Annotated in this window: 28 protein-coding genes and 1 pseudogene; 10 read left to right on the forward strand and 19 right to left on the reverse strand. The window is 62.5% G+C overall.

Translation table 11 applies throughout. The features are described from left to right. The first annotated feature begins 151 nt into the window (after positions 1 to 151). The 7 genes from WV31_RS19575 (at position 152) to WV31_RS19600 (ending at position 4,938) form a co-directional block, all read left to right on the forward strand. Entirely contained in the window at positions 152 to 613 is a 462-nt protein-coding gene (locus tag WV31_RS19575; RefSeq protein WP_085375108.1) for a response regulator, read from the forward strand. A gap of 113 nt (positions 614 to 726) precedes the next feature. Beyond that, the gene (locus WV31_RS19580) at positions 727 to 1,176 is read left to right on the forward strand and encodes a response regulator (RefSeq protein ID WP_085375109.1); all 450 of its coding nucleotides are present in this window, start codon (positions 727 to 729) and stop codon (positions 1,174 to 1,176) included. Positions 1,177 to 1,253: 77 nt separating this feature from the next. Then, complete coding sequence (locus tag WV31_RS19585; protein WP_237051389.1) at positions 1,254 to 1,721, forward strand: N-terminal phage integrase SAM-like domain-containing protein; 468 nt, start codon at positions 1,254 to 1,256, stop codon at positions 1,719 to 1,721. 106 nt (positions 1,722 to 1,827) lie between these two features. Continuing rightward, positions 1,828 to 2,088: a hypothetical protein gene (locus WV31_RS22565; protein WP_237051390.1), complete on the forward strand. Its 261-nt coding sequence runs from the start codon at positions 1,828 to 1,830 to the stop codon at positions 2,086 to 2,088. A gap of 227 nt (positions 2,089 to 2,315) precedes the next feature. Next, positions 2,316 to 2,777 carry a response regulator gene (locus WV31_RS19590; RefSeq protein WP_085375110.1) on the forward strand — a complete coding sequence of 154 codons (462 nt, stop codon included), beginning with the start codon at positions 2,316 to 2,318 and terminating at the stop codon, positions 2,775 to 2,777. A gap of 66 nt (positions 2,778 to 2,843) precedes the next feature. Beyond that, positions 2,844 to 4,259 (forward strand): tyrosine-type recombinase/integrase, encoded by a 1,416-nt coding sequence (locus WV31_RS19595; protein WP_085375111.1) that lies wholly within the window; start codon positions 2,844 to 2,846, stop codon positions 4,257 to 4,259. A 265-nt stretch (positions 4,260 to 4,524) separates the two neighbouring features. Beyond that, positions 4,525 to 4,938, forward strand: coding sequence for a response regulator (locus tag WV31_RS19600; protein ID WP_168186008.1), 414 nt, complete (start codon positions 4,525 to 4,527; stop codon positions 4,936 to 4,938). A gap of 235 nt (positions 4,939 to 5,173) precedes the next feature. Here WV31_RS19600 and grxD read toward each other — a convergent pair whose 3' ends face one another. Both grxD and WV31_RS19610 read right to left on the reverse strand, forming a co-directional pair. Beyond that, the gene (grxD, locus tag WV31_RS19605) at positions 5,174 to 5,503 is read right to left on the reverse strand and encodes a Grx4 family monothiol glutaredoxin (protein WP_085375113.1); all 330 of its coding nucleotides are present in this window, start codon (positions 5,501 to 5,503) and stop codon (positions 5,174 to 5,176) included. Positions 5,504 to 5,587: 84 nt separating this feature from the next. After that, entirely contained in the window at positions 5,588 to 5,845 is a 258-nt protein-coding gene (locus tag WV31_RS19610) for a BolA family protein (RefSeq protein WP_085375114.1), read from the reverse strand. Between the two features lie 447 nt (positions 5,846 to 6,292). Between WV31_RS19610 and WV31_RS19615 the strand changes: the two genes are divergently transcribed. Beyond that, the gene (locus tag WV31_RS19615; RefSeq protein ID WP_145980922.1) at positions 6,293 to 7,258 is read left to right on the forward strand and encodes a hypothetical protein; all 966 of its coding nucleotides are present in this window, start codon (positions 6,293 to 6,295) and stop codon (positions 7,256 to 7,258) included. An 89-nt stretch (positions 7,259 to 7,347) separates the two neighbouring features. Here WV31_RS19615 and purL read toward each other — a convergent pair whose 3' ends face one another. From purL to glgA, 10 genes are all read right to left on the reverse strand, one after another. After that, on the reverse strand, positions 7,348 to 9,552 hold the full coding sequence (gene purL / locus WV31_RS19620) for a phosphoribosylformylglycinamidine synthase subunit PurL (RefSeq protein ID WP_085375116.1): 2,205 nt from the start codon (positions 9,550 to 9,552) through the stop codon (positions 7,348 to 7,350). After that, the gene (purQ, locus tag WV31_RS19625; RefSeq protein WP_085375117.1) at positions 9,549 to 10,238 is read right to left on the reverse strand and encodes a phosphoribosylformylglycinamidine synthase subunit PurQ; all 690 of its coding nucleotides are present in this window, start codon (positions 10,236 to 10,238) and stop codon (positions 9,549 to 9,551) included. The genes purL and purQ overlap by 4 nt, the downstream gene beginning before the upstream one ends. A gap of 91 nt (positions 10,239 to 10,329) precedes the next feature. After that, a complete protein-coding gene (locus WV31_RS19630; protein WP_085375118.1) occupies positions 10,330 to 10,641 on the reverse strand; it encodes a hypothetical protein in 312 nt (103 codons plus the stop codon). Further along, positions 10,638 to 10,868: a hypothetical protein gene (locus WV31_RS19635; protein ID WP_085375119.1), complete on the reverse strand. Its 231-nt coding sequence runs from the start codon at positions 10,866 to 10,868 to the stop codon at positions 10,638 to 10,640. Before WV31_RS19635 ends, WV31_RS19630 begins: the two co-directional genes overlap by 4 nt. Positions 10,869 to 10,904: 36 nt before the next feature. Next, positions 10,905 to 11,174 carry a RebB family R body protein gene (locus tag WV31_RS19640; protein ID WP_085375120.1) on the reverse strand — a complete coding sequence of 90 codons (270 nt, stop codon included), beginning with the start codon at positions 11,172 to 11,174 and terminating at the stop codon, positions 10,905 to 10,907. A gap of 22 nt (positions 11,175 to 11,196) precedes the next feature. After that, the gene (locus WV31_RS19645) at positions 11,197 to 11,400 is read right to left on the reverse strand and encodes a RebB family R body protein (RefSeq protein WP_085375121.1); all 204 of its coding nucleotides are present in this window, start codon (positions 11,398 to 11,400) and stop codon (positions 11,197 to 11,199) included. Positions 11,401 to 11,410: 10 nt separating this feature from the next. Then, positions 11,411 to 11,746, reverse strand: a complete 336-nt coding sequence (locus tag WV31_RS19650) for a RebB family R body protein (RefSeq protein WP_085375122.1) — start codon at positions 11,744 to 11,746, stop codon at positions 11,411 to 11,413. Between the two features lie 112 nt (positions 11,747 to 11,858). Next, positions 11,859 to 12,398 carry a hypothetical protein gene (locus WV31_RS19655; RefSeq protein WP_085375693.1) on the reverse strand — a complete coding sequence of 180 codons (540 nt, stop codon included), beginning with the start codon at positions 12,396 to 12,398 and terminating at the stop codon, positions 11,859 to 11,861. A gap of 80 nt (positions 12,399 to 12,478) precedes the next feature. Beyond that, positions 12,479 to 13,453, reverse strand: a complete 975-nt coding sequence (gene glk, locus WV31_RS19660) for a glucokinase (protein ID WP_085375123.1) — start codon at positions 13,451 to 13,453, stop codon at positions 12,479 to 12,481. Continuing rightward, positions 13,450 to 14,928: a glycogen synthase GlgA gene (glgA, locus tag WV31_RS19665; protein ID WP_085375124.1), complete on the reverse strand. Its 1,479-nt coding sequence runs from the start codon at positions 14,926 to 14,928 to the stop codon at positions 13,450 to 13,452. Before glgA ends, glk begins: the two co-directional genes overlap by 4 nt. Before the next feature lie 173 nt (positions 14,929 to 15,101). On the opposite strand from glgA, the gene glgC reads away from it, so the two are divergent. Next, a complete protein-coding gene (gene glgC / locus WV31_RS19670; RefSeq protein WP_085375125.1) occupies positions 15,102 to 16,391 on the forward strand; it encodes a glucose-1-phosphate adenylyltransferase in 1,290 nt (429 codons plus the stop codon). 927 nt (positions 16,392 to 17,318) lie between these two features. Then, a pseudogene (locus WV31_RS19680) lies at positions 17,319 to 17,501 on the forward strand (IS630 family transposase); the annotation flags it as partial. Here the strand turns inward: WV31_RS19680 and WV31_RS19685 are convergent. The 7 genes from WV31_RS19685 to fabD all read right to left on the reverse strand — a co-directional run bounded on the left by WV31_RS19685 (position 17,498) and on the right by fabD (position 23,708). After that, positions 17,498 to 17,908 (reverse strand): hypothetical protein, encoded by a 411-nt coding sequence (locus WV31_RS19685; RefSeq protein WP_085375127.1) that lies wholly within the window; start codon positions 17,906 to 17,908, stop codon positions 17,498 to 17,500. The pseudogene WV31_RS19680 and the gene WV31_RS19685 sit on opposite strands and share 4 nt — an antisense overlap. A gap of 135 nt (positions 17,909 to 18,043) precedes the next feature. Further along, on the reverse strand, positions 18,044 to 18,610 hold the full coding sequence (locus WV31_RS19690; protein WP_085375128.1) for a hypothetical protein: 567 nt from the start codon (positions 18,608 to 18,610) through the stop codon (positions 18,044 to 18,046). A gap of 424 nt (positions 18,611 to 19,034) precedes the next feature. Next, positions 19,035 to 20,009: an endolytic transglycosylase MltG gene (mltG, locus tag WV31_RS19695; RefSeq protein WP_085375129.1), complete on the reverse strand. Its 975-nt coding sequence runs from the start codon at positions 20,007 to 20,009 to the stop codon at positions 19,035 to 19,037. Between the two features lie 82 nt (positions 20,010 to 20,091). Next, a complete protein-coding gene (fabF, locus tag WV31_RS19700; RefSeq protein WP_085375695.1) occupies positions 20,092 to 21,345 on the reverse strand; it encodes a beta-ketoacyl-ACP synthase II in 1,254 nt (417 codons plus the stop codon). 80 nt (positions 21,346 to 21,425) lie between these two features. Further along, positions 21,426 to 21,659, reverse strand: a complete 234-nt coding sequence (locus WV31_RS19705; RefSeq protein ID WP_008615764.1) for an acyl carrier protein — start codon at positions 21,657 to 21,659, stop codon at positions 21,426 to 21,428. Positions 21,660 to 21,909: 250 nt separating this feature from the next. Then, complete coding sequence (fabG, locus tag WV31_RS19710; protein ID WP_085375130.1) at positions 21,910 to 22,647, reverse strand: 3-oxoacyl-[acyl-carrier-protein] reductase; 738 nt, start codon at positions 22,645 to 22,647, stop codon at positions 21,910 to 21,912. Positions 22,648 to 22,766: 119 nt separating this feature from the next. Next, on the reverse strand, positions 22,767 to 23,708 hold the full coding sequence (gene fabD / locus WV31_RS19715; RefSeq protein ID WP_085375131.1) for an ACP S-malonyltransferase: 942 nt from the start codon (positions 23,706 to 23,708) through the stop codon (positions 22,767 to 22,769). Positions 23,709 to 23,943: the final 235 nt, after the last annotated feature.

Consider the following 23,943-nt stretch of genomic DNA (forward strand, 5'->3'; position numbering starts at 1 on the left):
AAAGTGTAGCAGAAACAGCACTATGCTCGTTTTTGTTTTATGATTCGCGCTAACACGCATTACCAAATTCTGCGGTAACGCAGGGTTTGGAACGTGACGAAGAAGCTGTCTGGCACATGGTGTTGGGCAGCTTTTTTGTTGGGCGGGTGAGATGACGCAACACGTACAGAATGCGAGGATACTGATTATTGACGACAACGTTGCGGAAGCGACGTTGACCAAGCTGACGCTACAGGCGGACAGGATTGGCTACAGCATTGAGCACGTGACGGACGGCTATACGGGTATTGATAAGCTGAAGCAAGCTGCGCTGACAGACGATGCGTATCATATTGTAATACTGGACGTAAATATGCCGGTTATTTCAGGCTGCGAAACGCTTGGGATTATACGCAATACGGGTGAAATAGCGGACACATACGTGGCGATTTTGACAAGCTTGGAGTGCAAGACAGATTGCCCACGCGACTTGTATTTATGCAACAAAAAGAAAGCTGATATATACTTGCACAAGGAAACGACGCTTGACGATTTTGAAGCGGAGCTTATACAGCTAAAAAATGGATATGAAGAGCGCAGACGACTGACTGCGATTAATGCCAAAGACGTATAAGCAATTCTTTAGATTGCAAGACGCAATAACACACATAGCAAGCACACACTTTGGGCAAAACATCTGCTTGGAACACTCATCTGTGCAGCTTTTTTGTTGGGAAAGTGGGAACGATGACGAACAAAGCAAACATACTTGTGGCTGACGATGACGAATGTTACGGGAACTTTGTGGCGGCAGTCGCAAGACGACTTGGATACAGCTGCAGAGTAGACAGGGCAAAGAACGGGGCAGAAGCAATAGAAAGAATTAAAGAGCGCTGTGATGACGGCATGTTTTTGTATGACATTGTAATAACCGATATAAACATGCCAGCAATTAATGGACTTGACCTAACTAAACACATACGCTCACATGAGCGTAAAAAAGATATCACCGTAATCATAATGTCGTCGCAGGATGCGCGCGACGTTGAAAAAATAGCATACGATGCTGGGGCTGACATTTTCATTCAAAAAACAGGAAAAATCAAAGAAGTAGAAGACGCGCTGATAAGAGCAATTTCTATCGCAGCTATTACAAAAGGAAAAACAATAGCGCGGCGAACAGACCAGAAAAAATAGACAATCATTCGGAAGCACTACTGACTAACTTATTATATAATAACACGTAGCTAACAGGCACTTTTGAAGGTGCGGCTATGGAAGTTGGACAGCGTGAAATTGAACTGCGTGGCGGTCGGATTGTGCTGTACACGCTGGCGAGCGACAAACGGGGCATTTGGCAGGCGCGTTTTAGACTTGGCACGGATCGCACGCTGGTGCGGCGCAGCACGAAAACGACGGACTTGGCGGAGGCGAAGCGGACAGCGGAGGAGCTGTACGAGGAGCTGCGCTATAAGCAACGCAACAATCACCCATTAAAAGATCAAACATTCAAACAGCTTGCGGACGATTACGTGCGCAAGGCACAGCGGGAGACGCTGGAAGGACGCTTGAGTAATGGACGGCTGGTGCTGGTTGAGGGCACGTTAAAACGCTACTTGCTCCCATTTTTCGGCAAAAAACCGATCAACAGCATAACGACGGCGGATTTCAACGATTACGACGACTGGCGGCTGGACTATGCGGGTTGGCGAGGCGCGTGGACTGACTTGGCGGGACGTTGAACTGATACACACGGGCAACGGCAAGCAAACGGAAACGCTGCGGCTTTGGGTGGATGGGAAGACGGGCAAGCGGGCGGTGATTGGGACACGGGCGGCGAAGAACACGTTGAAGAAGCTGCTGGCACATTATGGTTGGAAGGACTTGGACGAGGCGCGGGCAAAGGGAAACGGGCTGTTTACGAACAGCAACGGCGAGGACATACACACGTTTGAGGTGGGTTTCAAAAATTTGATGGCGGCGGCTGGGACGAAGGAGCAGCTTGCGAGCGTTATTGAAACGCTGATGGAGGCTGTGACGGTGGGCGAGCTGGACAAGGCCCTGGCGGCTGCAAAGAAGGAACGCTTGGTCATGCTGCGGAAAGGGTGAAAGCGCAAAGGTGGTAGATTGCGGCGATACTTTTGGGGTATAACAGGCATGGTGCTTACCGCTTTTTATGGCGCAAAAAGTGTAGCAGAAACAGCGCAATACTCGTATTAGCTGCATTATTCGCGCTAACACGCATTACCAAATTCTGCGGTAACGCAGGGTTTGCAACGTGACGAAGAAGCTGTCTGGCACATGGTGTTGGGCAGCTTTTTTGTTGGGTGGGTGAGATGACGCAACACGTGCAGAATGCGAGGATACTGATTATTGACGACAACGTTGCGGAAGCGACGTTGACCAAGCTGACGCTACAGGCTGGCAGGATTGGCTACAGCATTGAGCACGTGACGGATGGCTATACGGGTATTGATAAGCTGAAGCAAGCTGCGCGGACAGAAGGCGCGTATCACATTGTAATACTGGACGTAAATATGCCGGTTATCTCAGGTTGTGAAACGCTTGAAATAATACGTAACACGGGTGAAATTGCGGACACATACGTGGCGATTTTGACAAGCTTGCAGTGCAAGACAGATTGCCCACGCGACTTGTATTTATGCCACAAAAAGAAAGCTGATATATACTTGCACAAGGAAACGACGCTTGACGATTTTGAAACGGAGCTTATACGGCTAAAGACTGACTTTGAAGAGCGTAGGCAACTGGCAGCTGATAATACGAAAGACTTATAGGTCATTCTTTAGATAACAAGACGCTATACTAACACGTAGCTAACAGGCACTTTTGAAGGTGCGGCTATGGAAGTTGGACAGCGTGAAATTGAACTGCGTGGCGGTCGGATTGTGCTGTACACGCTGGCGAGCGACAAACGGGGCATTTGGCAGGCGCGTTTTAGACTTGGCACGGAACGCACGCTGGTGCGGCGGAGCACGAAAACGACGGACTTGGCGGAGGCGAAGCGGACGGCGGAGGAGCTGTACGAGGAGCTGCGCTACAAGCAACGCAACAATCACCCCTTAAAAGATCAAACATTCAAACAACTTGCGGACGATTACATTCGGAAGGCACAGCGGGAAACGCAGGAAGGACGCTTGAGTAAGGGACGGTTGGTGCTGGTTGAGGGCACGCTAAAACGCTACCTGCTCCCATTTTTCGGCAAAAAACCGATCAACAGCATAACGACGGCGGACTTTAACGACTACGACGACTGGCGCTTGGACTATTGGACGAAGGGCTACGGTGCGGACAGGAAGGTAGCAACAGCGGCGACAACGCCTTCGGCGAAAACGCTGGTGATGGAACAGAGCATGTTGCGGCAGATTTTGAAGCACGGGCTGGAACAAGGGTCTTTGAAGCAACTGGCGTTTATGAAGGCGAAGCGGGCAAAGACAAATAGGCGCGGCGCTTTTGACGTGAAGGAATACAGGCTGCTGATATGGACGGCACGGCAGCGCACGCGATCTGCTGAACATCCACGCGTTAAACGGGACAGGCAACTTTTGGAACTTTACGTGCGGCTGCTGGTTGGGACGGGTATGCGGGTTGGTGAGGCGCGTGGACTGACTTGGCGGGACGTTGAATTGATACACACGGGCAACGGCAAGCAAACGGAAACGCTGCGGCTGTGGGTGGATGGCAAGACGGGCAAGCGGGCGGTGATTGGGACACGGGCGGCGCGGAACACGTTGAAGAAGCTGCTGGCGCATTATGGTTGGAAGGACTTGGACGAGGCGCGGGCAAAGGGAAACGGGCTATTTACGAACAGCAACGGCGAGGACATACACACGTTTGAGGTGGGCTTTAAGAATTTGATGGCGGCGGCCAACTTGGACACGGACAGGCACGGCAACGCGAGAACGCTTTATAGCCTGAGACACACCTACGCGACGTTTAGGCTGCTGGACGGCACGGCGTTTACGGTGAAGCAGACGCGATACAAGACGGACGAGAACGGCGAGCGTGTTGGATACGAGCGCAGCAAGCGGCTGCGGCAATGGTTTTGGCAGGACACTGACGGTAACTGGCTGCTGGAATTGCGCTATGGTAATCGGCCATTGAAACTGAGTGGCGAGAACACTGCGGTGGTGGCTGGAACGAAGGAGCAGCTTGCGAGCGTTATTGAAACGCTGATGGAGGCTGTGACGGTGGGCGAGTTGGACAAGGCCCTGGCCATTGCAAAAAAGGAACGCTTGGCCATGCTGCGGAAAGGCTGACGGCGCAAAGGTGGTAGATTGCGGCAATACTTTTGAGCTATAACAGATTTGAGGCTGATAGCTTTTTATGGCGTAAAAAGTGCAGCAAAAACAATAAGACACTCGCATTAGCTGCATAATTCGCGCTAAGGTTCGCCCACCGGCGACAAGACACGGCCCGGAAGCAGTTCCGGGCCGTTGTTTTTTGCGTGGAGAGCGAGTGACTTTCCCGCACAAGTAGTTTCAGATATATTGAGCCTCGACTGCGCTCTCGGCGAAGGAAATCGTGCGACACCTCAAGGTGCTGATCGTCGAAGACAATGTGGCCGACGCCAGACTGCAGCAATTCGCCCTGGGCGCGCAGGTGTTCGACTGTGCGGTGACCTGGGTGGATTCCATCGACGGGGCGGTCGAGCACCTCAATCAAAGAATCGATCAGACCGGCGGGCCAGACACCGACGTGGTCCTGCTGGACGGCCAGGTGGGGTCCGAGGACGCCTCGGAACTGCTGATCTACATGAAGCTCGACCCGCTGCTGAAGGACGTTCCGGTCATCGTCACGACCGGCTCCCAGGATATCCGCAAGCACCAGGGCTGGATCGCCCAGGGGGCCGAATCCGTCATGCAGAAATGCTTCGAGATCGAGGACCTGGAAAGCGGCCTGTCGGTGCTCGAGGTCTATGCCAGGGACGTTCCCTAAGGTTTCAAGCCCTCCCCTGCACCGCCACGGCCCTCATCATGCCCGGACTTGTTCCGGGCATCCACGCCCAGCCGCACGGCTCATTCTTTCACAAGACGTTCCAGCGGCCCCGCGTGGATGGCCGGGACGAAGCCCGGCCATGACGCAAAGGAGCGACTTGAGCCAAGCACGGCGCTCAAAGCAAAACGGCCCGGAAGTCGCCTTCCGGGCCGCTTGCAGTCCGCAAACAACGACCTCAGGCGGTGGCGACGCCCTTGTCGGCCATCAGCTGCTTCAGTTCACCCGATTCGGCCATCTCGCGCACGATGTCGCAGCCGCCGACGAACTCGCCCTTGACGTAGAGCTGCGGCAGGGTCGGCCAGTTGGTGAACTGCTTGATGCCTTCGCGCAGGGAAGGATCGACCAGGATGTCGATGCCCTTGAACTTGACGCCCAGATTGGTCAGCACCTGCACCACGGCGGCGGAAAAGCCGCACTGCGGAAACATGGGCGTGCCCTTCATGTAGAGGACCACATCATTCTCGGACAGGTCCTGGCGGATGCGGTCGAAAACAGGATTGCTCATCGGTCGGAATTCCTCGAAAAAATGATCGTGACGGATCGTGGTTGAGATGTAGGCAGCACGGCGCCGGGGCGCAAGCGGGCCAGCCTAATCCTTGGCGAAATCGGGGGCGTTGTCGGGGGTCGCGGTCTGCAGCGCCATGGCGTGCAGCTGGCCGCCCATCTTGCCCTGCATGGCGGCGAAGACCATCTGGTGCTGGGCAACGCGGCTCTTGCCGCGGAACGCCTCGGAAATCACCAGGGCCGAGTAGTGATCGCCGTCGCCGCGCAGATCCTCGATGATCACCTTGGCATCGGGAATCCCCTCGCGAATCAGGGCTTCAATCTCACTGGCTTCCATGGGCATGGCGTATCTTTCCTAATGATCCCCTTCCGCCTCCACAATACGGGTCGCACTTCGCGCCCGCAACAATGCTATGGCCCCAGGGCAAGAAGGGTTGTCGCCCCCGGCCATGTCCCACGATCAGAGATGCGCCCCCGTCCCCGGCCAGCCGCCGCCGCCGCCGCCGCCGCCGCCGCCGCCGCCACAATTATAATAAGAATATGTTACTCCAGACATATTTAAAAATATTTCCACCTCGCTTTGACGCAACTTTTCACACATGGCGCGTTAACAAATCGATTGTGCACCTGTATTGCTTGCGCATATGCGCTGATACATGCTTTTTACTTGCATACAATCAGCGCAATAAACTTTAACGAGGGGGATGACCATATGGTAAAGCTGCTCAAAGATATCGGCCGGGAAATTGGCAAAGCGGGACGAAAGATCGGTCAGGTCGCTGAAGAAGGGGTGCAAGTCGCCGGCCGGACCTACGAGAAGGGCAAGAAGGCGGCCGAGCAGGGCGTCAGGGACGCGGGAAAGCTGGCCGAGAAGGGCTTGAAGATCATCGAAAAGGTCGCCACCGCCGCCTGGGAGGATGGAATCCTTAAGGTCACCGTCAAGAATCCCATCGCCAAGGGCGTGATCAACACCGCCGAGGATGCGGTGAAGCGCGGGTTCCTGCTGGCCCAGGGCAGAATGAACTTCGACATCACCGGCAAGAACGGGCCGAAGATCAAGCAAGGCATCGCGGGACTGAAGCCCGGCGATATCATGCTGAAGCAGGGCAATTGGGGCCACAGCGCCTCGACCTTCATCATCGGTGCCGGCCAGGTGGCGCTCAACCGTTCCGGCCATCGCTATTTCGGCGCCGGTCTGCTCGGCCATGCCGCTGTCTATATCGGTGACGGCAAGATCGTCGAGGCCGGCGACCCCGGCGTGGTGGTCAGCTATCTCGACCGCGCAAATCCCAAGGTCAAGGCCGACTACTCGCACTACAACTGGTACGTCGTCCGGTGCCGCGACGAGGCCATGGCGGCGGCGGTGGCCGAGACCGCCCGGCAGTTGGTGCCCAGCCTGGATGTGGCCTCCCCCCTCCCTCCCATCGTGGACTACAATAAAATCGGCCTAGCCCCGGCCACCGTCGTGGGAACATCGGGAACCTTGGCGGCCATCGATCATGCGCGGAGCGACCCCACCAAGGAGGTGTCGGAGATGCTCAAGGCTTTGAAGGAAGGCCGCTCCAAGAATCTTCCAAAGATGTTCTGCTCGGAACTGGCCGTATATTGCCTGAACTGCGCCACCGATTCGGCTGGCCAGCCGCGCCTCTTCAAGGCCCGCCAGGACCGCGTGTCGCCCGAGGAGCTTTACGTCTGGGCCCGCGACAACCGTTCGGTCTTCGAATATGCGGGCGAACTGCCCAAAGGCGTGCGCTGATCCGCAAGCCCGGCGAAAAAAGCAGCGGCGCGCCGGTATCCCGGCGCGCCGCCATTTCTCAGTCCAATGCGGGCTGAACGTCCCCTCGGTCAGTGCCCCGACATTTCCTCGCCCATATAGGCGGGCAGCCAGGCTTCGTTGGCTTCGGCCAGTTCGAAGACCGGCACGGCGCGGCCGCCGACGCTGATCACCGCACCACCGGTCTTGCCGATGACGCGGGCCGTGGTGTCGTGCTCCGCCGCCTCTTCCAGCACGCTGGCCAGATCGTTGTCGGAGACTTCCAGCACGTAGCGACCCTGGTCCTCGCCGAAGCACCAGGCGTGCAGCGGTAGATTGTGAGGCGCGTCCAGCTTGGCGCCGATCTTGTCCTCGGACGCCATGGCCATCTCGGCCACCGCCACCAGCAGGCCGCCGTCGGAGACGTCGTGACAGGCCAGGACCAGGCCGTCGCCGATCAGCTGGCGGACCAGCTCGCCGGCGCGGCGTTCGCGATGCAGCGCCACGGGCGGCGGGGCGCCGTCTTCCCGCTTGGCGATCTCGCGCAGGTACAAGGACGCACCCAGCCAGCCCTTGGTCTCGCCGATCAGCACGATGGACGAGCCGGCGCGCTTGAAGGCCACGGTGGCGGACTTGTTGACGTCCTCCAACAGGCCGACGCCGCCCACCGCCGGGGTGGGCAGGATGGCGTTGCCTTGGGTCTCGTTGTAGAGCGAGACGTTGCCCGACACCACGGGGAAGTCCAGCTCCATGCAGGCCTGGCCCATGCCGCGGATGGCCTCGACGATCTGGCCCATGATCTCGGGCTTTTCCGGATTGCCGAAGTTGAGGTTGTCGGTGATGGCCATGGGCAGGGCACCCACCGCCGACAGGTTGCGATAGGCCTCGGCCACCGCCTGACGACCGCCCTCGTAAGGATCGGCCAGCACGTAGCGCGGCGTGACGTCGGTGGTGATGCCCACCGCCTTGTCGGTGCCGTGGATGCGCACCACGGCGGCGTCGCCGCCGGGGCGGCCCACCGTGTCGCCCATCACCATGTGGTCGTACTGGGAATAGATCCAGCGCTTGGACGCCAGATCGGGACAGGCCACCAGAATCTTCAACGCCTCGGCGACGCAGATTTGGGGCACGTCCTTGGCATCGACCACCGGGCGCTTGGCCGGAGCGGTCCAGGGACGGTCGTATTCGGGCGAGGCGAGCGCCAGGGGATCGATGGGCAGGTCCGCCACCACCTCGCCATGGCGCTTCAAGACCATGCGCCCCGAATCGGTGAGCACGCCGACCACGGCGAAGTCCAGTTCCCACTTGTCCATGATGGCCTTGGCCAGGGCCTCGCGGCCGGGCTTCAGGACCATCAGCATGCGTTCCTGGGATTCGGACAGCATGATCTCGTAAGGAGTCATGCCGTCTTCGCGCATGGGCACGGCGTCGAGATCCATCTCGATGCCCAGGCCGCCCTTGGACGCCATCTCGAAGGACGACGAGGTCAGGCCGGCGGCGCCCATGTCCTGGATGGCGACGATGGCGTCGGTGGACATCAGCTCCAGGCAGGCTTCGATCAGCAGCTTCTCGGTGAAGGGGTCGCCCACCTGCACGGTGGGGCGCTTCTCCTCGGACTTCTCGTCGAATTCGGCACTGGCCATGGTGGCGCCGTGGATGCCATCGCGGCCCGTCTTCGAGCCGAAATAGACCACGGGATTGCCGATGCCGGCGGCGGCCGAATAGAAGATCTTGTCCTTGTCGGCCAGACCAACGGTCATGGCGTTGACTAAGATATTGCCGTTGTAGCTGGGGTGGAAATTGGTCTCGCCGCCCACGGTGGGCACGCCGACGCAATTGCCGTAGCCGCCGATGCCGGCCACCACGCCCGCCACCAGATGGCGGGTCTTGGGGTGCGAGGGATCGCCGAAACGCAGCGCGTTCATGTTGGCGATGGGACGCGCGCCCATGGTGAACACGTCGCGCAGAATGCCGCCCACGCCGGTGGCCGCACCCTGATAGGGCTCGATGAAGCTGGGGTGGTTGTGGCTTTCCATCTTGAAGACGATGGCCTGGCCATCGCCGATGTCGATGATGCCGGCGTTCTCGCCCGGGCCGCAGATGACCCAGGGCGCCTTGGTCGGCAGGGTCTTCAGCCACTTCTTCGACGACTTGTACGAGCAATGCTCGGACCACATCACCGAGAAGATGCCGAGCTCGGTGAGATTGGGCTCGCGGCCCATGATCTCGAGAATCTTCTTGTACTCGTCCGGCTTGATGCCGTGTTGGGCGATGATCTCGGGGGTAATCTGGCTCATCGCAGCGCCTCCACCAGGGAATCGAACATCTTCTTGCCGTCGGACCCGCCCAGCAGGTCCTCGGCCAGACGCTCGGGGTGGGGCATCAGGCCCAGCACCGTCTTGGTCTCGTTATAGACACCGGCCACGTTGGACAGCGCCCCGTTGGGATTGGTGGCGTCGGACACCTCGCCGGTCTTGGAGCAGTAGCGGAAGGCCACCTGGCCGTTGCCCTCCATGGCGCGGAAGGTTTCTGCCTCGACGAAGTAGTTGCCCTCGGCGTGGGCGATGGGATAGCGCACCACGTCGCCCAGCTGGTGCTTAGCGGTGAAGTCGGTGCCCGCGTTCTCGACGCGCAGGTACACGTCCTGGCAGATGAACTTGAGATTGCGGTTGCGCATCAGCACGCCCGGCAGCAGGCCGGTTTCGGTCAGGATCTGGAAGCCGTTGCAGATGCCCAGCACCCTGGTGCCCTTCTCGGCCTGGGCCTTCACCTCGCGCATGATCGGCGAATGGGCCGCCATGGCGCCGCAGCGCAGGTAGTCGCCATAGGAGAAGCCGCCGGGGACCACGATCAGGTCCAGGTCGGGCAGTTGGGTGTCGCGGTGCCACACCATGAGGGGCTTGGAGCCCATGCTGGCTTCCAGCGCCACGGCGACGTCGCGGTCGCAGTTGGAGCCGGGGAAAACGATGACGGCGGCTTTCAAGGGCGTTGCCTTCACGCAAGGGAGACGGAAGGCCTTGTGTACCCCGGAACCGATTCGGATTCCAGTCCCCGCTGCCGCCGCCGCCCCACTATCAGCGCATGCCGCCCAGGACCTGACGGGCCAGGGTGGTCACCCGCTCCAGATTGGCCTGGGCCTGATCCACCACCAGCTGGATGGCGGCCAGGGTGTCGGCCCCGTCGGTGCTCCCGGTCTTCACCAGGCGGGCGAGAAGCGAGCCCTGGGCCGCCAGCGCCACGGCGAAGGCGTCGCGCAGGTGATCCGAGGCGTCCTGCACCGCCATGGCCATGGTCTGGGCGATCTCGGTCTGGGCGATGACCCGGGCGGCGTCGCCGACCGCCTCGGCGCAGGCCGCAACCGGCGGAATGGACGGGGCGTCGCTCATGCCAGCCCCCTGATCTCGGCGGCGGCGTCCGGGTCCGTCATTCCGACCACGATGCGGGTCAGCCGCGCGATGGCCAGATGGCGGGCGCTGGCCTGGGTCTGGGGCCCGGCCATCATGGCCAGGCCGGCGGCATGGGCCATGGCGTGCAGCGCCGTCAGCATGGAGGTCTCGGCGGCGGCCAGGGGATCGAGAGGCTGGATCGGGGGCGTAACGGTGGGTTCATCCATGCGGGTCACTCCGCTTATGCCACGAGCCGTGGACGTTCATGCCTTGAGGATCAACTTCGTGGCCACGCCATTGCTGGCGGTGTCCAGGCTGTAGAGCGTCGTCACCCCCGAGGTGGTGGCGGCCTGCATGGTGACGTAGCTCTGCTGCTGGGCATTGGTGGCGTTGTGGGCGGCATTGGCCAGCGCCTGGGCGGTGGCCTGGTAGAGATTGCCCAGAGCCACGGCCGGAGCATCGCCCAAAACCTTCACGTTGGCCTGGGTGACGGAATCGGTGATCTGGTCGTTGACGGCGGTGGGAATGGCCATGGGACTCATCCTCGGCTGGAGGTCACCTAAGCAGGGCCAGCACGCAGGCCGTGGTGGTCGCCTGATGGGTCATGCAGGCCTGCTGCTGCGCTTGGGTGGCGTTGAAGGCGGCCATGGCCATGGCCTGGGCCATGGACTGATACAGCATCCCCAGCGCCATGGCGCAAAGGCCGGACGGACTGGCCGCACCGGTGATCTGGCCGTTCACGGCGGTGGGAATGGCCATGGGCCGGGCCTCAGGACACCTGCGGCGTCTGCAGCGCCTTCAGGGCGGTCAGCAGCGCCAGCATGGTGTCGGGGACGTCGCTTTGCCCCAGGGCCTTGACCGCCGCGGCATCGGAAGCGGCGCCTATGCTCAGCAGCTGCGCCACCCCCTGGGTCGTGGCCGCCTGGGCCAGAATGTTCTGGTTGTTCTGGGCCGCCACCGCGTTCTGGTACATCAGGCCGGTGGAGTGGGCCATACTCTGGTAGATGCTGGCCATGGCCATGGCCGGCGCCTCGCCCAGGACCTTCACGTTGGTCTGGGTCACCGCGTCGGTGATCTGGGGATTGACCGTGGAACTATCAGTCATGCCGCCCTCCGTGTCTGGCGCGCGGGCAATCGGAAAGACCGCCCCTCACGCGTGATTAGATCACGTTGACGCCCATTACTGTAGCTATAAATTGTGTCGACAACTATTGCACTTAGGCTGCGCGGGTGAAGCTTGGCTCGACCCGCAAGGCGGCGCTGCCCGCCACCCGGTCGAGGGTGTCGCGGATATGGCCGGACTCGCGGTCATCACCGCTGGTGGCGAAGCGGGCCCCCAGGCGCCGGGCCAGCCAGCGGCCCACGGTGCCGGAACGGCCCCGGCCATTGCGGCAGACCACCAGCACCTCGCGGATGCCCTTGTCCGCCAGCCCGTCGGCGAAGGCGGCGATGGCGGCGGCGTCGGCGGCGATGAACGGCCGCCAGGGAATGTCGGACCCGAACAGCCGGCCGGCCAGCGCCTCGAACAGGGCGCGGTTGCGCCCCCACAGCCGGGTGATCAGATGCCCCTTCACCCCCAGGGCGGAAGCATCCATGTCCCAGAAGGCCAGCGTCAGGGTCGCGCCCCAGCCGGCCTGGGCCAGCCCCCGCCCCTCGGCCTTCCAGTCATCGGTGGGGTCGCAGATGCGCAGCACGGCGGCGTCGGCGCGGGGCGCCATGCCGTCGAACTCGCCGACCTTGAACGGGGAAACCAACATGAGGGAGCCCGTGAACATGCCTCGATAATTCAGATATCGTGCATGTTGCGCCGCAATGCAAGTGCGGCGGCGGAATGGGCCTATGCGCTTTTGTTTGATGCCACCAACGCCGCCAGCCCGACGAAGGCGGGCAGCGGGTGGGTGATCAGCCAGGTGGGAATCCCTGCCAGATAGGGCTGGAAGCGCCCATGGGCCTCGAAGCGCGTCCTGAACGACGAGAGGCGGAAGGCATCGGCCATGCGCGGCAGGATGCCGCCGGCGATGAACACGCCGCCCTTGGCGCCCAGCGACAGGGCCAGGTTGCCCGCCACGGTACCCATCATGGCGAAGAAGGTTTCCACCGCCTCGCGGCTGACGGGGCACGATCCGTCCAGGCCCCGCTTGCTGATCACATCGGGGGTGGAGAACACCGCCTGATGCCCCGACAGGGCGGCGATGGCCTGATAGAGGTTGACCAGCCCCTGCCCCGACAGCACCCGCTCGGCCGAGACGTGGTCGAACTGGCTGCGCAGGCGGTCGAGGATGCGGGCCTCGCGCTCGGTGGCGGCGGCCATGGTGACGTGGCCGCCCTCGGTATCGAGCGCCGTCCACTCGCCCGACGCTGAAGGGACCAGGGCTGAGACCCCTAGTCCGGTGCCCGGCCCCAGAATGGCGATGGGTCGCCCGGCCAAGGCCGCTCCGCCGCCGATGGCGACCAGATGCTCGGGCTTTAAGTGACGGACCGACAGGGCCACGGCGGTGAAGTCGTTGACCACTTCCAGCCGCTCCAGCCCCACCGCCTGCCGCGTGGCCTCGATGGAGAAGCGCCAGGGGGAATTGGTCAGTTCGATGCGGTCGCCGTCGATCACCGAGGCCACGGCGAAGGCGCCGCGCCGGGGCATCGCCCCGCCCCCCTGATCGGCGAGATAGGCCTTGATGGCCGGAGCCGGCCCGTCGTAATCGGCACAGCGCAGAACCACCGGATTGGCCGCCTCGCCATCGGCGCCCACCAGGGCGAACCGGGCATGGGTGCCGCCGATATCGGCGACCAGAACCGGAGCGGCTTTGGAGCTCATGCCTTCTTCTTTCCCTTGCCGTTGCCGGCGAACGATTTATAGAGATCCCGGTACAGCGCCGCCGAACGTCCCCACGAGAAGTCCTGGGCGACGCAGGCCCTGACGATCTTCGCCCACTGGTCCTTCCTGGCGTAAAGCCCCACGGCCCGCTCCACCGCCCACTGGAAGGCGCCCACGTTGCAATGCTCGAACACGAAGCCGTTGGCCTTGCCGGTCATCAGGGTGTCGTAGCCGGTGTCCACCAGGGTGTCGGCCAGCCCGCCGGTGGCATGGGCCACCGGCACGGTGCCGTAGCGGAAGGCGTAGAACTGGGTCAGGCCGCAAGGCTCGAAGCGCGACGGCATCAGCAGCATGTCGCCGCCCGCCATCATGCGATGCGCCAGGGGCTCGGAATAGCCGATGCGCGCCGCCACCTGGGTGGGATGGGCGGCGGCCGCCGCCCGGAAACCATCCTCCAGGGGCTTGTCGCCGGTTCCCACCACCGCCACCTGGGCGCCCAGCTTCAGGATGTTGGGCAGCGCCGCCAGCACCAGATCCATGCCCTTGTGGTCGTTGAGGCGGCTGACGATCACCATCAGCGGCGCATCCGGGTCCTGGGCCAGACCCAGCTCCGCCTGAAGGGCAGCCTTGTTGCGGGCCTTGCCCGCCGCGTCGCCGGGGGCATAGGGATGGGCCAGATGGGCATCAGAGGCCGGGTTCCAAACCCCATAATCGGCGCCGTTGAGGATGCCGGTCAGATCCGAGGCGCGATGGGACAAAAGCCCGTCCATGCCGCAGCCGAAGGCCGGGGTCTGGATCTCCTTGGCGTAGCGCGGGCTGACCGTGGTGATGCGGTCGCAATAGAACAGCCCGGCCTTGAGGAAGGACAGGGTATCGTAATACTCGAACCCCTCCATGGCGTACATCTCGGGGGGAAAGCCCAGGCGCGCCACCATGTCGGGCGGGAACTGGCCCTGATAGGCGATATTGTGGATGGTGAACACCGTCGCCGGGCGATGGATCACGTTCCAGGCGTGCAGGTAAGCCGCCGCCAGACCGGTCTGCCAGTCGTTGGCGTGCAGCACCTGGGGCCGCCACTTGACCGGGCTGCCCTCGGTGCACAGATGGGCGGCGGTCCACGACAGCAGGGCGAAGCGCAGCGCGTTGTCGGGCCAGTCGCGGCCCTGGGAATCCTGATAGGGGCCGCCGACCCGCTCGAACAGCGCCGGACAGTCCACCAGCCAGACCGGAACGCCGCTGTCGGGCAGCTTGCCGGACAGCAGAACCGCCTCGGCCCCCAGGCCGAAGGGATCGCCCAGCACGCCGGCCGCCTTTTTCGCGCCGGCCGCCTTGATGGCGTCGGGATAGCCGGGCAGCAGGATGCGGACATCCACGCCGGATTCGGCCAGGGCGGCGGGCAGAGCCCCCGACACGTCGGCCAGCCCGCCGGTCTTGACCAGCGGAAACACTTCTGAGGAAGCGAACAGCACGCGCATCTCGGACCCCGTTCGGAGGTTGAAGCACTCCTACCTTCAGCCTATCCCGGATTACCGCCGCCGTCGAGAGAGGCCGTGGCCCCACATGGCCGCTTCCCGCCCCCTGCGATTGTACCCATGCGGGGATTGTGGCACCGTCATCGGGCAACGAGAAAACGTCCAAGGGGTGATGAATGTACGATCCCACCGATCGGAGCGCCGCCATCGACATCGAGGTCAACGACCGTCTGCGCAAGACCCTGGCGCTGATCCTGGCGGGCGGGCGCGGCTCGCGCCTGATGGACCTCACCGACTGGCACGCCAAGCCGGCCATTCCCTTCGCCGGCAAGTTCCGCATCATCGACTTCACGCTCTCCAACTGCATCAATTCCGGCATCCGCCGCATCGGCGTGCTGACCCAGTACAAGGCCCATTCCCTGCTGCAGCACATCCAGCGCGGCTGGGGATTCCTCAGGGGCGAGTTCAACGAATTCATCGAGTTGCTGCCCGCCCAGCAGCGCACCCAGGGCGAGAACTGGTACAAGGGCACCGCCGACGCGGTGTTCCAGAACCTGGACATCGTGCGGGCGCACAGGCCCGAGCACGTGCTGATCCTGGCCGGCGACCATGTCTACAAGATGCATTACGGCCGTATGCTCGCCCACCACCTGGCCGCCGGGGCCGACGTGACGGTGGCCTGCATCGAGGTGCCGCTGGAGGCCGCCAAGGGCTTCGGCGTCATGGCGGTGGATGACGACGACCGCATCATCCGCTTCGACGAGAAGCCCGCCAACCCGCAGCCCATGCCCGGCCACCCGGACAAGGCCATGGCCAGCATGGGCATCTACATCTTCAACGCCCAGCTGCTGTTCGACCTGCTGCAAAAGGATTCCACCGCCGCCGAAACCAGCCACGATTTCGGCAAGGACCTGATCCCCGCCCTGGTCGCCACCCACCGGGTGATCGCCCACCACTTCCAGGATTCCTGCGTCATGCACGAAGGGGCGCGGGAACATTACTGGCGCGACGTCGGCACCATCGACGCCTATTGGGAGGCCAACATGGACCTCACCACGGTGACGCCGGCGCTCAATCTCTATGACGAGAGCTGGCCCATCTGGACCGACCAGCCGCAATCGCCCCCCGCCAAGTTCGTGTTCGATTCCGATCACCGGCGCGGCATGGCGGTGGATTCCCTGGTGGCGGGCGGCTGCATCATCTCGGGCGCCGTGGTGCGGCGCTCCATGCTGTTCTCCAACGTCCGGGTCAATTCCTATTGCGTAGTCGAGGACGCCGTCATCCTCCCCAACGTCGACATCGGCCGCCACGCCCGCCTGAAGCGCTGCATCGTCGACCAGGGCGTGGTGGTCCCCCCGGGACTGGTGGTGGGCGAAGACCCAACCCTGGATGCCGCCCGCTTCCACCGCACCGAAAAGGGCATCACCCTGGTGACGGCGGAGAGGGTGAAGCTGTTGGGGGCGTAGGGAACAGGCATTCAACGTTAACGCCGTGCCATACCGCACCTAGGTTCCGGCGGCAAGACCCCCTCTCCCTCGGCAGACGATGATGTGCCAGAGGAAATATGGCCGCTTTGCGCCCATGCTGCTCATTCCAGAGCGAGGTCATCTTGCTCGTAAGCAGACATCCGTCGATGGGCCAGGATCCATTCAAGGCCGGAGGGAGATTCCCGGGGCGGGTCATGTTCTACAATCCAATGCGCAAACACATCCGCAACAGGATGCTGTCCCCCATCGAGTTCGAGCGTTGGCACAATGTGATCACCGAGGACCTCTGGAAAACTCGGGACTATTCAGTCCACGTGATTTCAGAGGCCCCGACCCTAATGGGTCGGACCTATCATTAGTAGATAGGCTATCATAACAAATAAGGCCGAAAGCGTTACCAGCCATGCCAGCGTCAGAAAAATATATCTGACAATGCCCCCGGCGCTGGTCCCTGTAATTCTTGGAAGGACGCTTGCATAAATAAAGCATGCAGCACTTATGATGGCAGGTACCGCTGACCATAAATTATCAACAAAATATTGCTGAAAGCTACGTCCATCATAGGAGATGCCCACAGAGAAAACAAATCCCCAAATTCCGAATGATAGAGCTGACATGACTTGCATGATTATACCGGGCCGCTTCACATGCTCCTGAGTTGGCGCCATACCGCCCCCCTATTTTACGTGGCGTGATTCCCATGGGCCTGATTTCTCAGACATTTTCAAGATAGGCGGCCCATCCGCCATTGATTAAAGCCAGAATAGCTAAAATACGGCTCAACCGGAAGGTGGCATGGGAGGTGGTGGCTGGCCGCGCCCATGCCGGTTACCACCTGAGCATTTTGCTCGAAAGTGGCCATTGGGGCGGCTACAGACTTGCCTGTAGCCCTAATGCAACTTGAACCAGTTGACAAACCGGCGCCTCAAACGCGGCGTGTTCCACTCCCTCGTGAACCTTCAGGCCGCCATCAATCGGTTCGTCATCGAGACCAACGAAAACCCTCGCCCGTTCAACTGGACCGCTGACCCTGACCGCATCATCGCCGCCGTCAGGCGTGGGCACCAAGAGTTAGACTCGATCCATTAGGGCATCCGCTCCATGGCGAACTGGCGCACCACCAGTTTGACGTAGACCTTGCCCTCTGGCTGGTGGTGGTACGCGGCCAGGGCCCGGTTGGTGAGGGTGGTCAGTTGCTTCCCCAGGACCACCTTGTCCTCGTTGTGCATGAGTTTCTCGACGGTGAGGCTTCGGACGTGGTCGATGTAGAGCCCTCGCAGGTCGCCGGACAATTCCTTGACCGTCGTCGCCTCCTTGTCGTCGATAGCTACCCCCTGCAGCCAGACGCGGACGGCGAAATAGTCGCCCTCAGCGGAGGTGACGAGGGCAAGCAACGGCTTGTCGAACTCGAACGGGGTTTCCGCCACGGCGGGAGCGGGCAGGGCGAACGGCAGTAGGGCGACGGCGAGCGCGGTCATGATCTTGCGCAGGAGCATCGGAAACCTTCGCTGTGAGTTTCCAGCCATTATAGCTCAACCGCACCGTTTGAGAAGTCGCTCAGCCCTTGCCGCCGTGGCCGTCACGCGTGGGCACCAAGCGTTAGATTCCGTCCACTAGGGTCATCTGCGGCCCTACTCCCAAAGGGATGGACACTTTTCAGGAGGCAAATGATCGCGAAGGGCGGCCTTGATGGCCGCGGCGGATGCCGAGTGCTTATACGGAGTGATGTCCACGTACCCAAATGGCGCCCTGGCCGCTCTGACCCTGTATATGTCAAAGCGAATGTCCATTAGCGCTGTGACGATCGCTTCTATCCATCCTTGCGCCATGCCGGGATAAAGCCGTCCCTGCTGGCGGGTCACAGAAATGACCTCAGCTAAAGACAACTCGGTGCTGCCAAGTAATGTCCGCACACGAATGCCGCTGGCATCGATTTGCAGAGTTGGGCAATTGGTCGTTCGGCGGAATAGCCCCTGCGCCAACATGAACACCAAGAACCCAACGATGGCCTCAAGGCACCAATTTATTGGCGGAGAAGGATCAGGGTCCCGCAGGGCGACGATCAGCAGTGAGCCAAACACTAAGCAAAAAAAGGCCAACTGGCACAGCCAGAACCCACCAACTGTGGCCTTGAGCGGTGCCGTCTCACGGGGAAGGTTGCCCGAAGCAGCCCGTTCCTCACTGCCCACTTCGTTCAACTCACGCCTCCTCCGATGAGCGCTCATTTGCACTGTTTGACGGCAAGGTAACAGGGCCCTAGTCCAACGGGTATGCGGAATGTCGTTGCGACACTATTTCACTTCGGAAAATTTCCAATCCCGGAACGCCATTGCCAGCTTCAGCGGGAGGAAGGGTGCCCGAAAGAGAAGGGCCGTTCTGCTTCCGCATTGCTAATTCTCTGGCCAATAGCCGCCCGTCCACTTTCGGCCCTTCTAAGCCATGCGGATAGTCGAAGTTAGAGAAACAGTCCAACACTCCGGTTCCCAAAGGGCCGCGCCCTTTGGCGGGTGCGGGCGGAGCCCGCGTGATCGGCGGAGCCGTCATCGCGGAACAACCGGCCGGCATCGGGGCTGAAAGATCCTTCGCCGATGGCTCAGGATGACATTGGGGGCGCCCCCTCCCCTATTTCCCCGCCTTCTCCAGCTGCCGCCACCGCGCCACGTTGGCGTTGTGCTCGTCGAGGGTCCGGGCGAAGGCGTGGCCGCCGGTGCCATCGGCGACGAAGTAGAGCGCGTCGGTCTTGGCCGGATGCAGCACGGCTTCCAGCGAGGCGCGGCCGGGATTGGCGATGGGAGTCTTGGGCAGGCCGTCGATGGTGTAGGTGTTCCAGGGGTGGTTGGTCTGGAGTTCGGCGCGGGTCAGCGGGTGGTCCAGTTCGCCCAGACCGTCGGAGACGCCATAGATCACCGTGGGGTCGGATTGCAGGCGCATGCCCTTGGCGAGGCGGTTGTAGAACACGCCGGCGACCTTGGCGCGCTCGGAATCCACGGCCGTCTCGCGCTCGACCATGGAGGCGAGGATCAGCGCCTCGTCCTTGGCTTTCAGCGGCAGGCCGGGGGCACGCGCCACCCACAGCACGTCCAGCGTCTGGGCCATGGCCTTTTCCATGCGGGCGATGACGTCGTCGCGGGACTCGTCCCTCACCATGTGCCAGGTTTCGGGCAGCAGGCGGCCTTCCGCCGGCTTCCTGGTGATGGGGCCGGCGAGGAAGTCGGCTTCCTTGACCAGTTCCAGCACCTGGCGCACGGTCAGGCCCTCGGCCACCGTCAGCTTGTGGATCACCACCTTGCCCTCGGCGATGATGCGCATGGCCTCTTCCGGCGAGACATGGGCGGGAAAGGCGTATTCGCCGGCTTTCAGCGTGGCGCGGCGCAGCTTGACGCCGACGGCGAAGACATAGCGCGACGAGATCACCCCGGCGCCTTCCAGGGACTGGGCGATCAGTTCGGTACCCGAGCCCTTGGGAATGATCACGGTGACCGGCTTTGCCAGCGGCCCCGACCCGGTGAAGCGGCGGTGGCCTTCCCAGGCGATCCAGGCGGCCATCAGGACCAGCACGGCCGTCAGGGCGGCGGCGATCTTCATCCAGGGCTTCATTTCCGCGCTTTCCTTCCGGACAGGACAAAGGCCCCCGTTTGCGGCGGGGGCCTTGCCTAAAGAAACGGCTCTGCGGTGCCTGTTACAGGCCGCGCAGCACCAGCGAGGCGTTGGTGCCGCCGAACCCGAACGAGTTGGACAGCGCCACCTTGATCTTGCGCTCCTTGGCCTTCAGCGGCACCAGGTCGATGTCGCAGCCCTCGTCCGGATTGTGGAGGTTGAGGGTGGGCGGGGCGACCTGATCGCGGATGGCCAGCAGCGAGTAGATGGCTTCCACCGCACCGGCGGCGCCCAACAGGTGGCCGATGGCCGACTTGGTGGACGACATGCTGATGTTGTAGGCGTGGCCGCCGAACACCTGCTTGACCGCACCCAGCTCGATGGTGTCGCCCATGGTGGCGGTGCCGTGGGCGTTGACGTAGTCGATCTCTTCGACATTGATGCCGGCCCGCTTGATGGCGGCCTTCATGGCGCGCACGGCGCCATTGCCGTCCTCGGCGGGAGCGGTGATGTGATGGGCGTCGCCGGACATGCCGTAGCCGATCACCTCGCCGTAGATCTTGGCGCCGCGCTTCTTGGCGTGCTCCAGCTCTTCCAGCACCACGACGCCGGCGCCCTCGCCCATGACGAAGCCGTCACGGTCGCGGTCCCAGGGACGGGACGCTTCGGTCGGGCGATCGTTGTAGCTGGTGCACAGCGCCTTGGCGGCGGCAAAGCCGGCGATGCCGAGGCGGTGGATGGCGGCTTCGGCGCCGCCGGCCACCATGACGTCGGCATCATCGAACTGGATGATGCGGGCGGCGTCGCCGATGGCGTGGGCCCCGGTGGCGCAGGCGGTAACCACCGCGTGGTTCGGTCCCTTGAAGCCGTACTTGATCGACAGATGGCCAGAGACCAGGTTGATCAGCGCGGCAGGGATGAAGAAGGGGCTGATGCGGCGCGGACCGGATTTCTCCAGCGTCAGGGCGCCGTCGGCGATGTTGGGCAGACCACCGATGCCCGAACCGATCATCACGCCGGTACGTTCCAGCGATTCAGCGTCGGAGGGGGTCCAGCCGGAATCCTCGATGGCCTCGGAGGCGGCGGCCAGGCCATAGACGATGAAATCGTCCATGCGGCGGCGATCCTTGGCGGGGACGACGGCATCGAGATCAAGCTCGCCCGGAGCGGTACCGCGCGGAATGACACCGGCGATCTGGGCGGCGAGATCGGAAACATCGAAGGCATCGATGCGGCGGATGCCGGACTGGGCGGCGATCAGACGCTCCCAGTTGACCTTGACACCATTGCCGAGCGGAGTGGTCAGGCCGAGGCCGGTGACGACGACACGTCTCATGGAACCCTGGCTTTCGGAAAGTGTATGGGACAGATGACGGGACGCCGGACCGCGCATTGCGGCCCGACGTCCTTTATCACTTAGGAATTCGCCGTGATGAAGTCGATGGCGTCCTTCACCGTGAGAATCTTCTCGGCGGCGTCATCGGGGATCTCGACGGAGAATTCTTCTTCGAAGGCCATCACCAGCTCGACGGTGTCGAGGCTGTCGGCGCCCAGGTCATCGATGAAGGAGGCGTTCTCGGTCACCTTGGCCTCTTCGACGCCCAGATGCTCGACGACGATCTTCTTAACCCGTTCAGCCACGTCACTCATTTGCGAATCCTCGAAAAGTCTCGTCTATGGGAAAACTGTTTAACGCGCCTCGGCGCCCAGGCCCCGACAGGCGGAAAGTGCCCGTCTGTACCATACTTTTTAGGCCATTGCCAGCATCGGCGGCCTTATTTTTGACACCTTTTAACTCGCCCTCAAGCGGCGGGCGGGCCACCTCCGTGGCCCTTGCCTCCCGCGCCATAAGGCGCGCGGCCCGTTGGACCTTGCCAGGATGCCGATTCGGCATCCTGCATTAAATCATCGCCATGCCGCCGTTGACGTGCAGGGTCTGCCCCGTCACGTAGGCGGCCTCGGCGGAGGCCAGATAGACCACGGCCGCGGCGATTTCTTCCGAGGTGCCCATGCGGCCGGCGGGAATGCCGGCGTTCAGCTTGGCCTTCTGCTCGTCCGACAGCACGTCGGTCATGGCCGAGGAGATGAAGCCCGGCGCCACGCAGTTCACGGTGATGTTGCGGCTGGCCACTTCCTGGGCGAGCGCCTTGCTCATGCCGATCATGCCGGCCTTGGAGGCGGCGTAGTTGACCTGCCCCGGATTGCCGGTGACGCCCACGATGGAGGTGATGTTGATGATGCGGCCCCAGCGGCGCTTCATCTGGCCCTTGACGGCGGCGCGGCTCAGGCGGAAGGCGGCGGTGAGGTTGACGTCGAGAACCGTCTGCCAGTCCTCGTCCTTCATGCGCAGCACCAGACCGTCCTTGGTCAGGCCGGCATTGTTGACCAGGATGTCGAGGGAGCCCATGGCCGCCTCGGCGTCCTTGGCCAGCTGCTCGACGGCCGCCCCGTCCGACAGGTTGGCGGGCAGCACGTGGACGCGCTCGCCCAGTTCGGCGGCCAGGGCGTCCAGCGCCTCCCTGCGGGTGCCGTGCAGGCCGACGATGGCGCCCTGGGCATGCAGGGCACGAGCGATGGCGCCGCCAATGCCGCCCGAGGCGCCGGTCACCAGGGCGGTCTTGCCGCTAAGATCGAACATGGGTGTTCTCCGTTTCGTTGATCGTCACCCCCGCGCAGGCGGGGGTCCATATCGACGGCGGCACAGCGGCGGGCCGATGGATTCCCGCTTTCGCGGGAATGACGGGGTTCCAGGGAGGCCTACAGGCTCTTCAGAAAGGCTTCGATGTCGGCGGGCGTGCCCACCGAGGTGCCCGACAGTTCCTTGTCGATGCGCTTGGCCAGGCCGCCCAGCACCTTGCCGGAGCCCAGCTCGACCAGGGAGGTCACGCCCTCGGCCTTCATGAACAGCACGCTTTCGCGCCAGCGCACCGTGCCGGTCACCTGACGCACCAGCAGGTCGCGGATGGCGGCCGGATCGGTGACCTTGGACGCGGTGACGTTGGCCACCAGGGCGACCTTGGGGGCCTGCATATTGACCTTGGCCAGGGCCTCCGCCATGGCGTCGGCGGCGGGCTGCATCAGGGCGCAATGGAAGGGGGCGGAGACGGGCAGCGGAATGGCGCGCTTGATGCCCTTCTCGGCGGCGATCTTGATGGCGCGATCCACGGCGCCCTTGTGGCCCGAAAGCACCACCTGGGAGCCGCCGTTGTCGTTGGCGGCCTCGCAGACCTCGCCTTCGGCGGCCAGGGCGGCGATTTCCTTGGCCTGCTCCAGCTCGGCGCCCAGCAGGGCGGCCATGGCGCCCACGCCCACCGGCACGGCCTTCTGCATGGCCTGGCCGCGGATCTTCAGCAGACGTGCGGTATCGGCCACGCTGAAGGTACCGGCGGCGGCCAGGGCGGAATACTCGCCCAGGCTGTGACCGGCCACGAAAGTGGCGGCCTTGGCGAGGTCGAGGCCACCCTCGGCCTCCAGCACCCGGACCACGGCCATGGACACCGCCATCAGGGCGGGCTGGGCGTTCTCGGTCAGCGTCAGCTGGTCCTCGGGCCCCTCGAACATCAAGGTGGTGAGCTTCTGCGACAGGGCGTCGTCCACTTCCTGGAACAGCTGGCGGGCCACCGGAAAGGCTTCGGCCAGTTCGCGGCCCATGCCGACAGCCTGGGATCCCTGGCCGGGAAAGACGAACGCGCGGGTCATGGAGAAACTCCCCTCGAAACGATTGGTGGGCGAGAAGAAAGGCGAGACGCCGCCGCCTGTCAAGCAATCCGTGGAAAAGGGCCGCCCCGGGCCAGTCACCGGCGCCATAAACAAAGGGGATATTTCCATACCCCTATCGGCGGTGATACTCTCCGCTCCGCGCCCCATCATCTGGGTTTCTCACCCTTTAGGATAGGGGCGGACGGATCGTGCGACGGCCGACGGGCGGCAGGGA

The sequence above is a fragment of the Magnetospirillum sp. ME-1 genome (assembly GCF_002105535.1).
Taxonomy (GTDB): domain Bacteria; phylum Pseudomonadota; class Alphaproteobacteria; order Rhodospirillales; family Magnetospirillaceae; genus Phaeospirillum.

Bases quoted from the DNA above. Each gene is read 5' to 3' on its own strand.
- WV31_RS19575 (WP_085375108.1), top strand. From the start codon at position 152: ATGACGCAACACGTACAGAATGCGAGGATACTGATTATTGACGACAAC.
- WV31_RS19580 (WP_085375109.1), top strand. From the start codon at position 727: ATGACGAACAAAGCAAACATACTTGTGGCTGACGATGACGAATGTTAC.
- WV31_RS19585 (WP_237051389.1), top strand. From the start codon at position 1,254: ATGGAAGTTGGACAGCGTGAAATTGAACTGCGTGGCGGTCGGATTGTG.
- WV31_RS19590 (WP_085375110.1), top strand. From the start codon at position 2,316: ATGACGCAACACGTGCAGAATGCGAGGATACTGATTATTGACGACAAC.
- WV31_RS19595 (WP_085375111.1), top strand. From the start codon at position 2,844: ATGGAAGTTGGACAGCGTGAAATTGAACTGCGTGGCGGTCGGATTGTG.
- grxD (WP_085375113.1), bottom strand. From the start codon at position 5,503: ATGAGCAATCCTGTTTTCGACCGCATCCGCCAGGACCTGTCCGAGAAT.
- WV31_RS19610 (WP_085375114.1), bottom strand. From the start codon at position 5,845: ATGCCCATGGAAGCCAGTGAGATTGAAGCCCTGATTCGCGAGGGGATT.
- purL (WP_085375116.1), bottom strand. From the start codon at position 9,552: ATGAGCCAGATTACCCCCGAGATCATCGCCCAACACGGCATCAAGCCG.
- WV31_RS19630 (WP_085375118.1), bottom strand. From the start codon at position 10,641: ATGAGCGACGCCCCGTCCATTCCGCCGGTTGCGGCCTGCGCCGAGGCG.
- WV31_RS19635 (WP_085375119.1), bottom strand. From the start codon at position 10,868: ATGGATGAACCCACCGTTACGCCCCCGATCCAGCCTCTCGATCCCCTG.
- WV31_RS19640 (WP_085375120.1), bottom strand. From the start codon at position 11,174: ATGGCCATTCCCACCGCCGTCAACGACCAGATCACCGATTCCGTCACC.
- WV31_RS19645 (WP_085375121.1), bottom strand. From the start codon at position 11,400: ATGGCCATTCCCACCGCCGTGAACGGCCAGATCACCGGTGCGGCCAGT.
- WV31_RS19650 (WP_085375122.1), bottom strand. From the start codon at position 11,746: ATGACTGATAGTTCCACGGTCAATCCCCAGATCACCGACGCGGTGACC.
- WV31_RS19655 (WP_085375693.1), bottom strand. From the start codon at position 12,398: ATGTTGGTTTCCCCGTTCAAGGTCGGCGAGTTCGACGGCATGGCGCCC.
- glk (WP_085375123.1), bottom strand. From the start codon at position 13,453: ATGAGCTCCAAAGCCGCTCCGGTTCTGGTCGCCGATATCGGCGGCACC.
- glgA (WP_085375124.1), bottom strand. From the start codon at position 14,928: ATGCGCGTGCTGTTCGCTTCCTCAGAAGTGTTTCCGCTGGTCAAGACC.
- glgC (WP_085375125.1), top strand. From the start codon at position 15,102: ATGTACGATCCCACCGATCGGAGCGCCGCCATCGACATCGAGGTCAAC.
- WV31_RS19685 (WP_085375127.1), bottom strand. From the start codon at position 17,908: ATGCTCCTGCGCAAGATCATGACCGCGCTCGCCGTCGCCCTACTGCCG.
- mltG (WP_085375129.1), bottom strand. From the start codon at position 20,009: ATGAAGCCCTGGATGAAGATCGCCGCCGCCCTGACGGCCGTGCTGGTC.
- fabF (WP_085375695.1), bottom strand. From the start codon at position 21,345: ATGAGACGTGTCGTCGTCACCGGCCTCGGCCTGACCACTCCGCTCGGC.
- WV31_RS19705 (WP_008615764.1), bottom strand. From the start codon at position 21,659: ATGAGTGACGTGGCTGAACGGGTTAAGAAGATCGTCGTCGAGCATCTG.
- fabG (WP_085375130.1), bottom strand. From the start codon at position 22,647: ATGTTCGATCTTAGCGGCAAGACCGCCCTGGTGACCGGCGCCTCGGGC.
- fabD (WP_085375131.1), bottom strand. From the start codon at position 23,708: ATGACCCGCGCGTTCGTCTTTCCCGGCCAGGGATCCCAGGCTGTCGGC.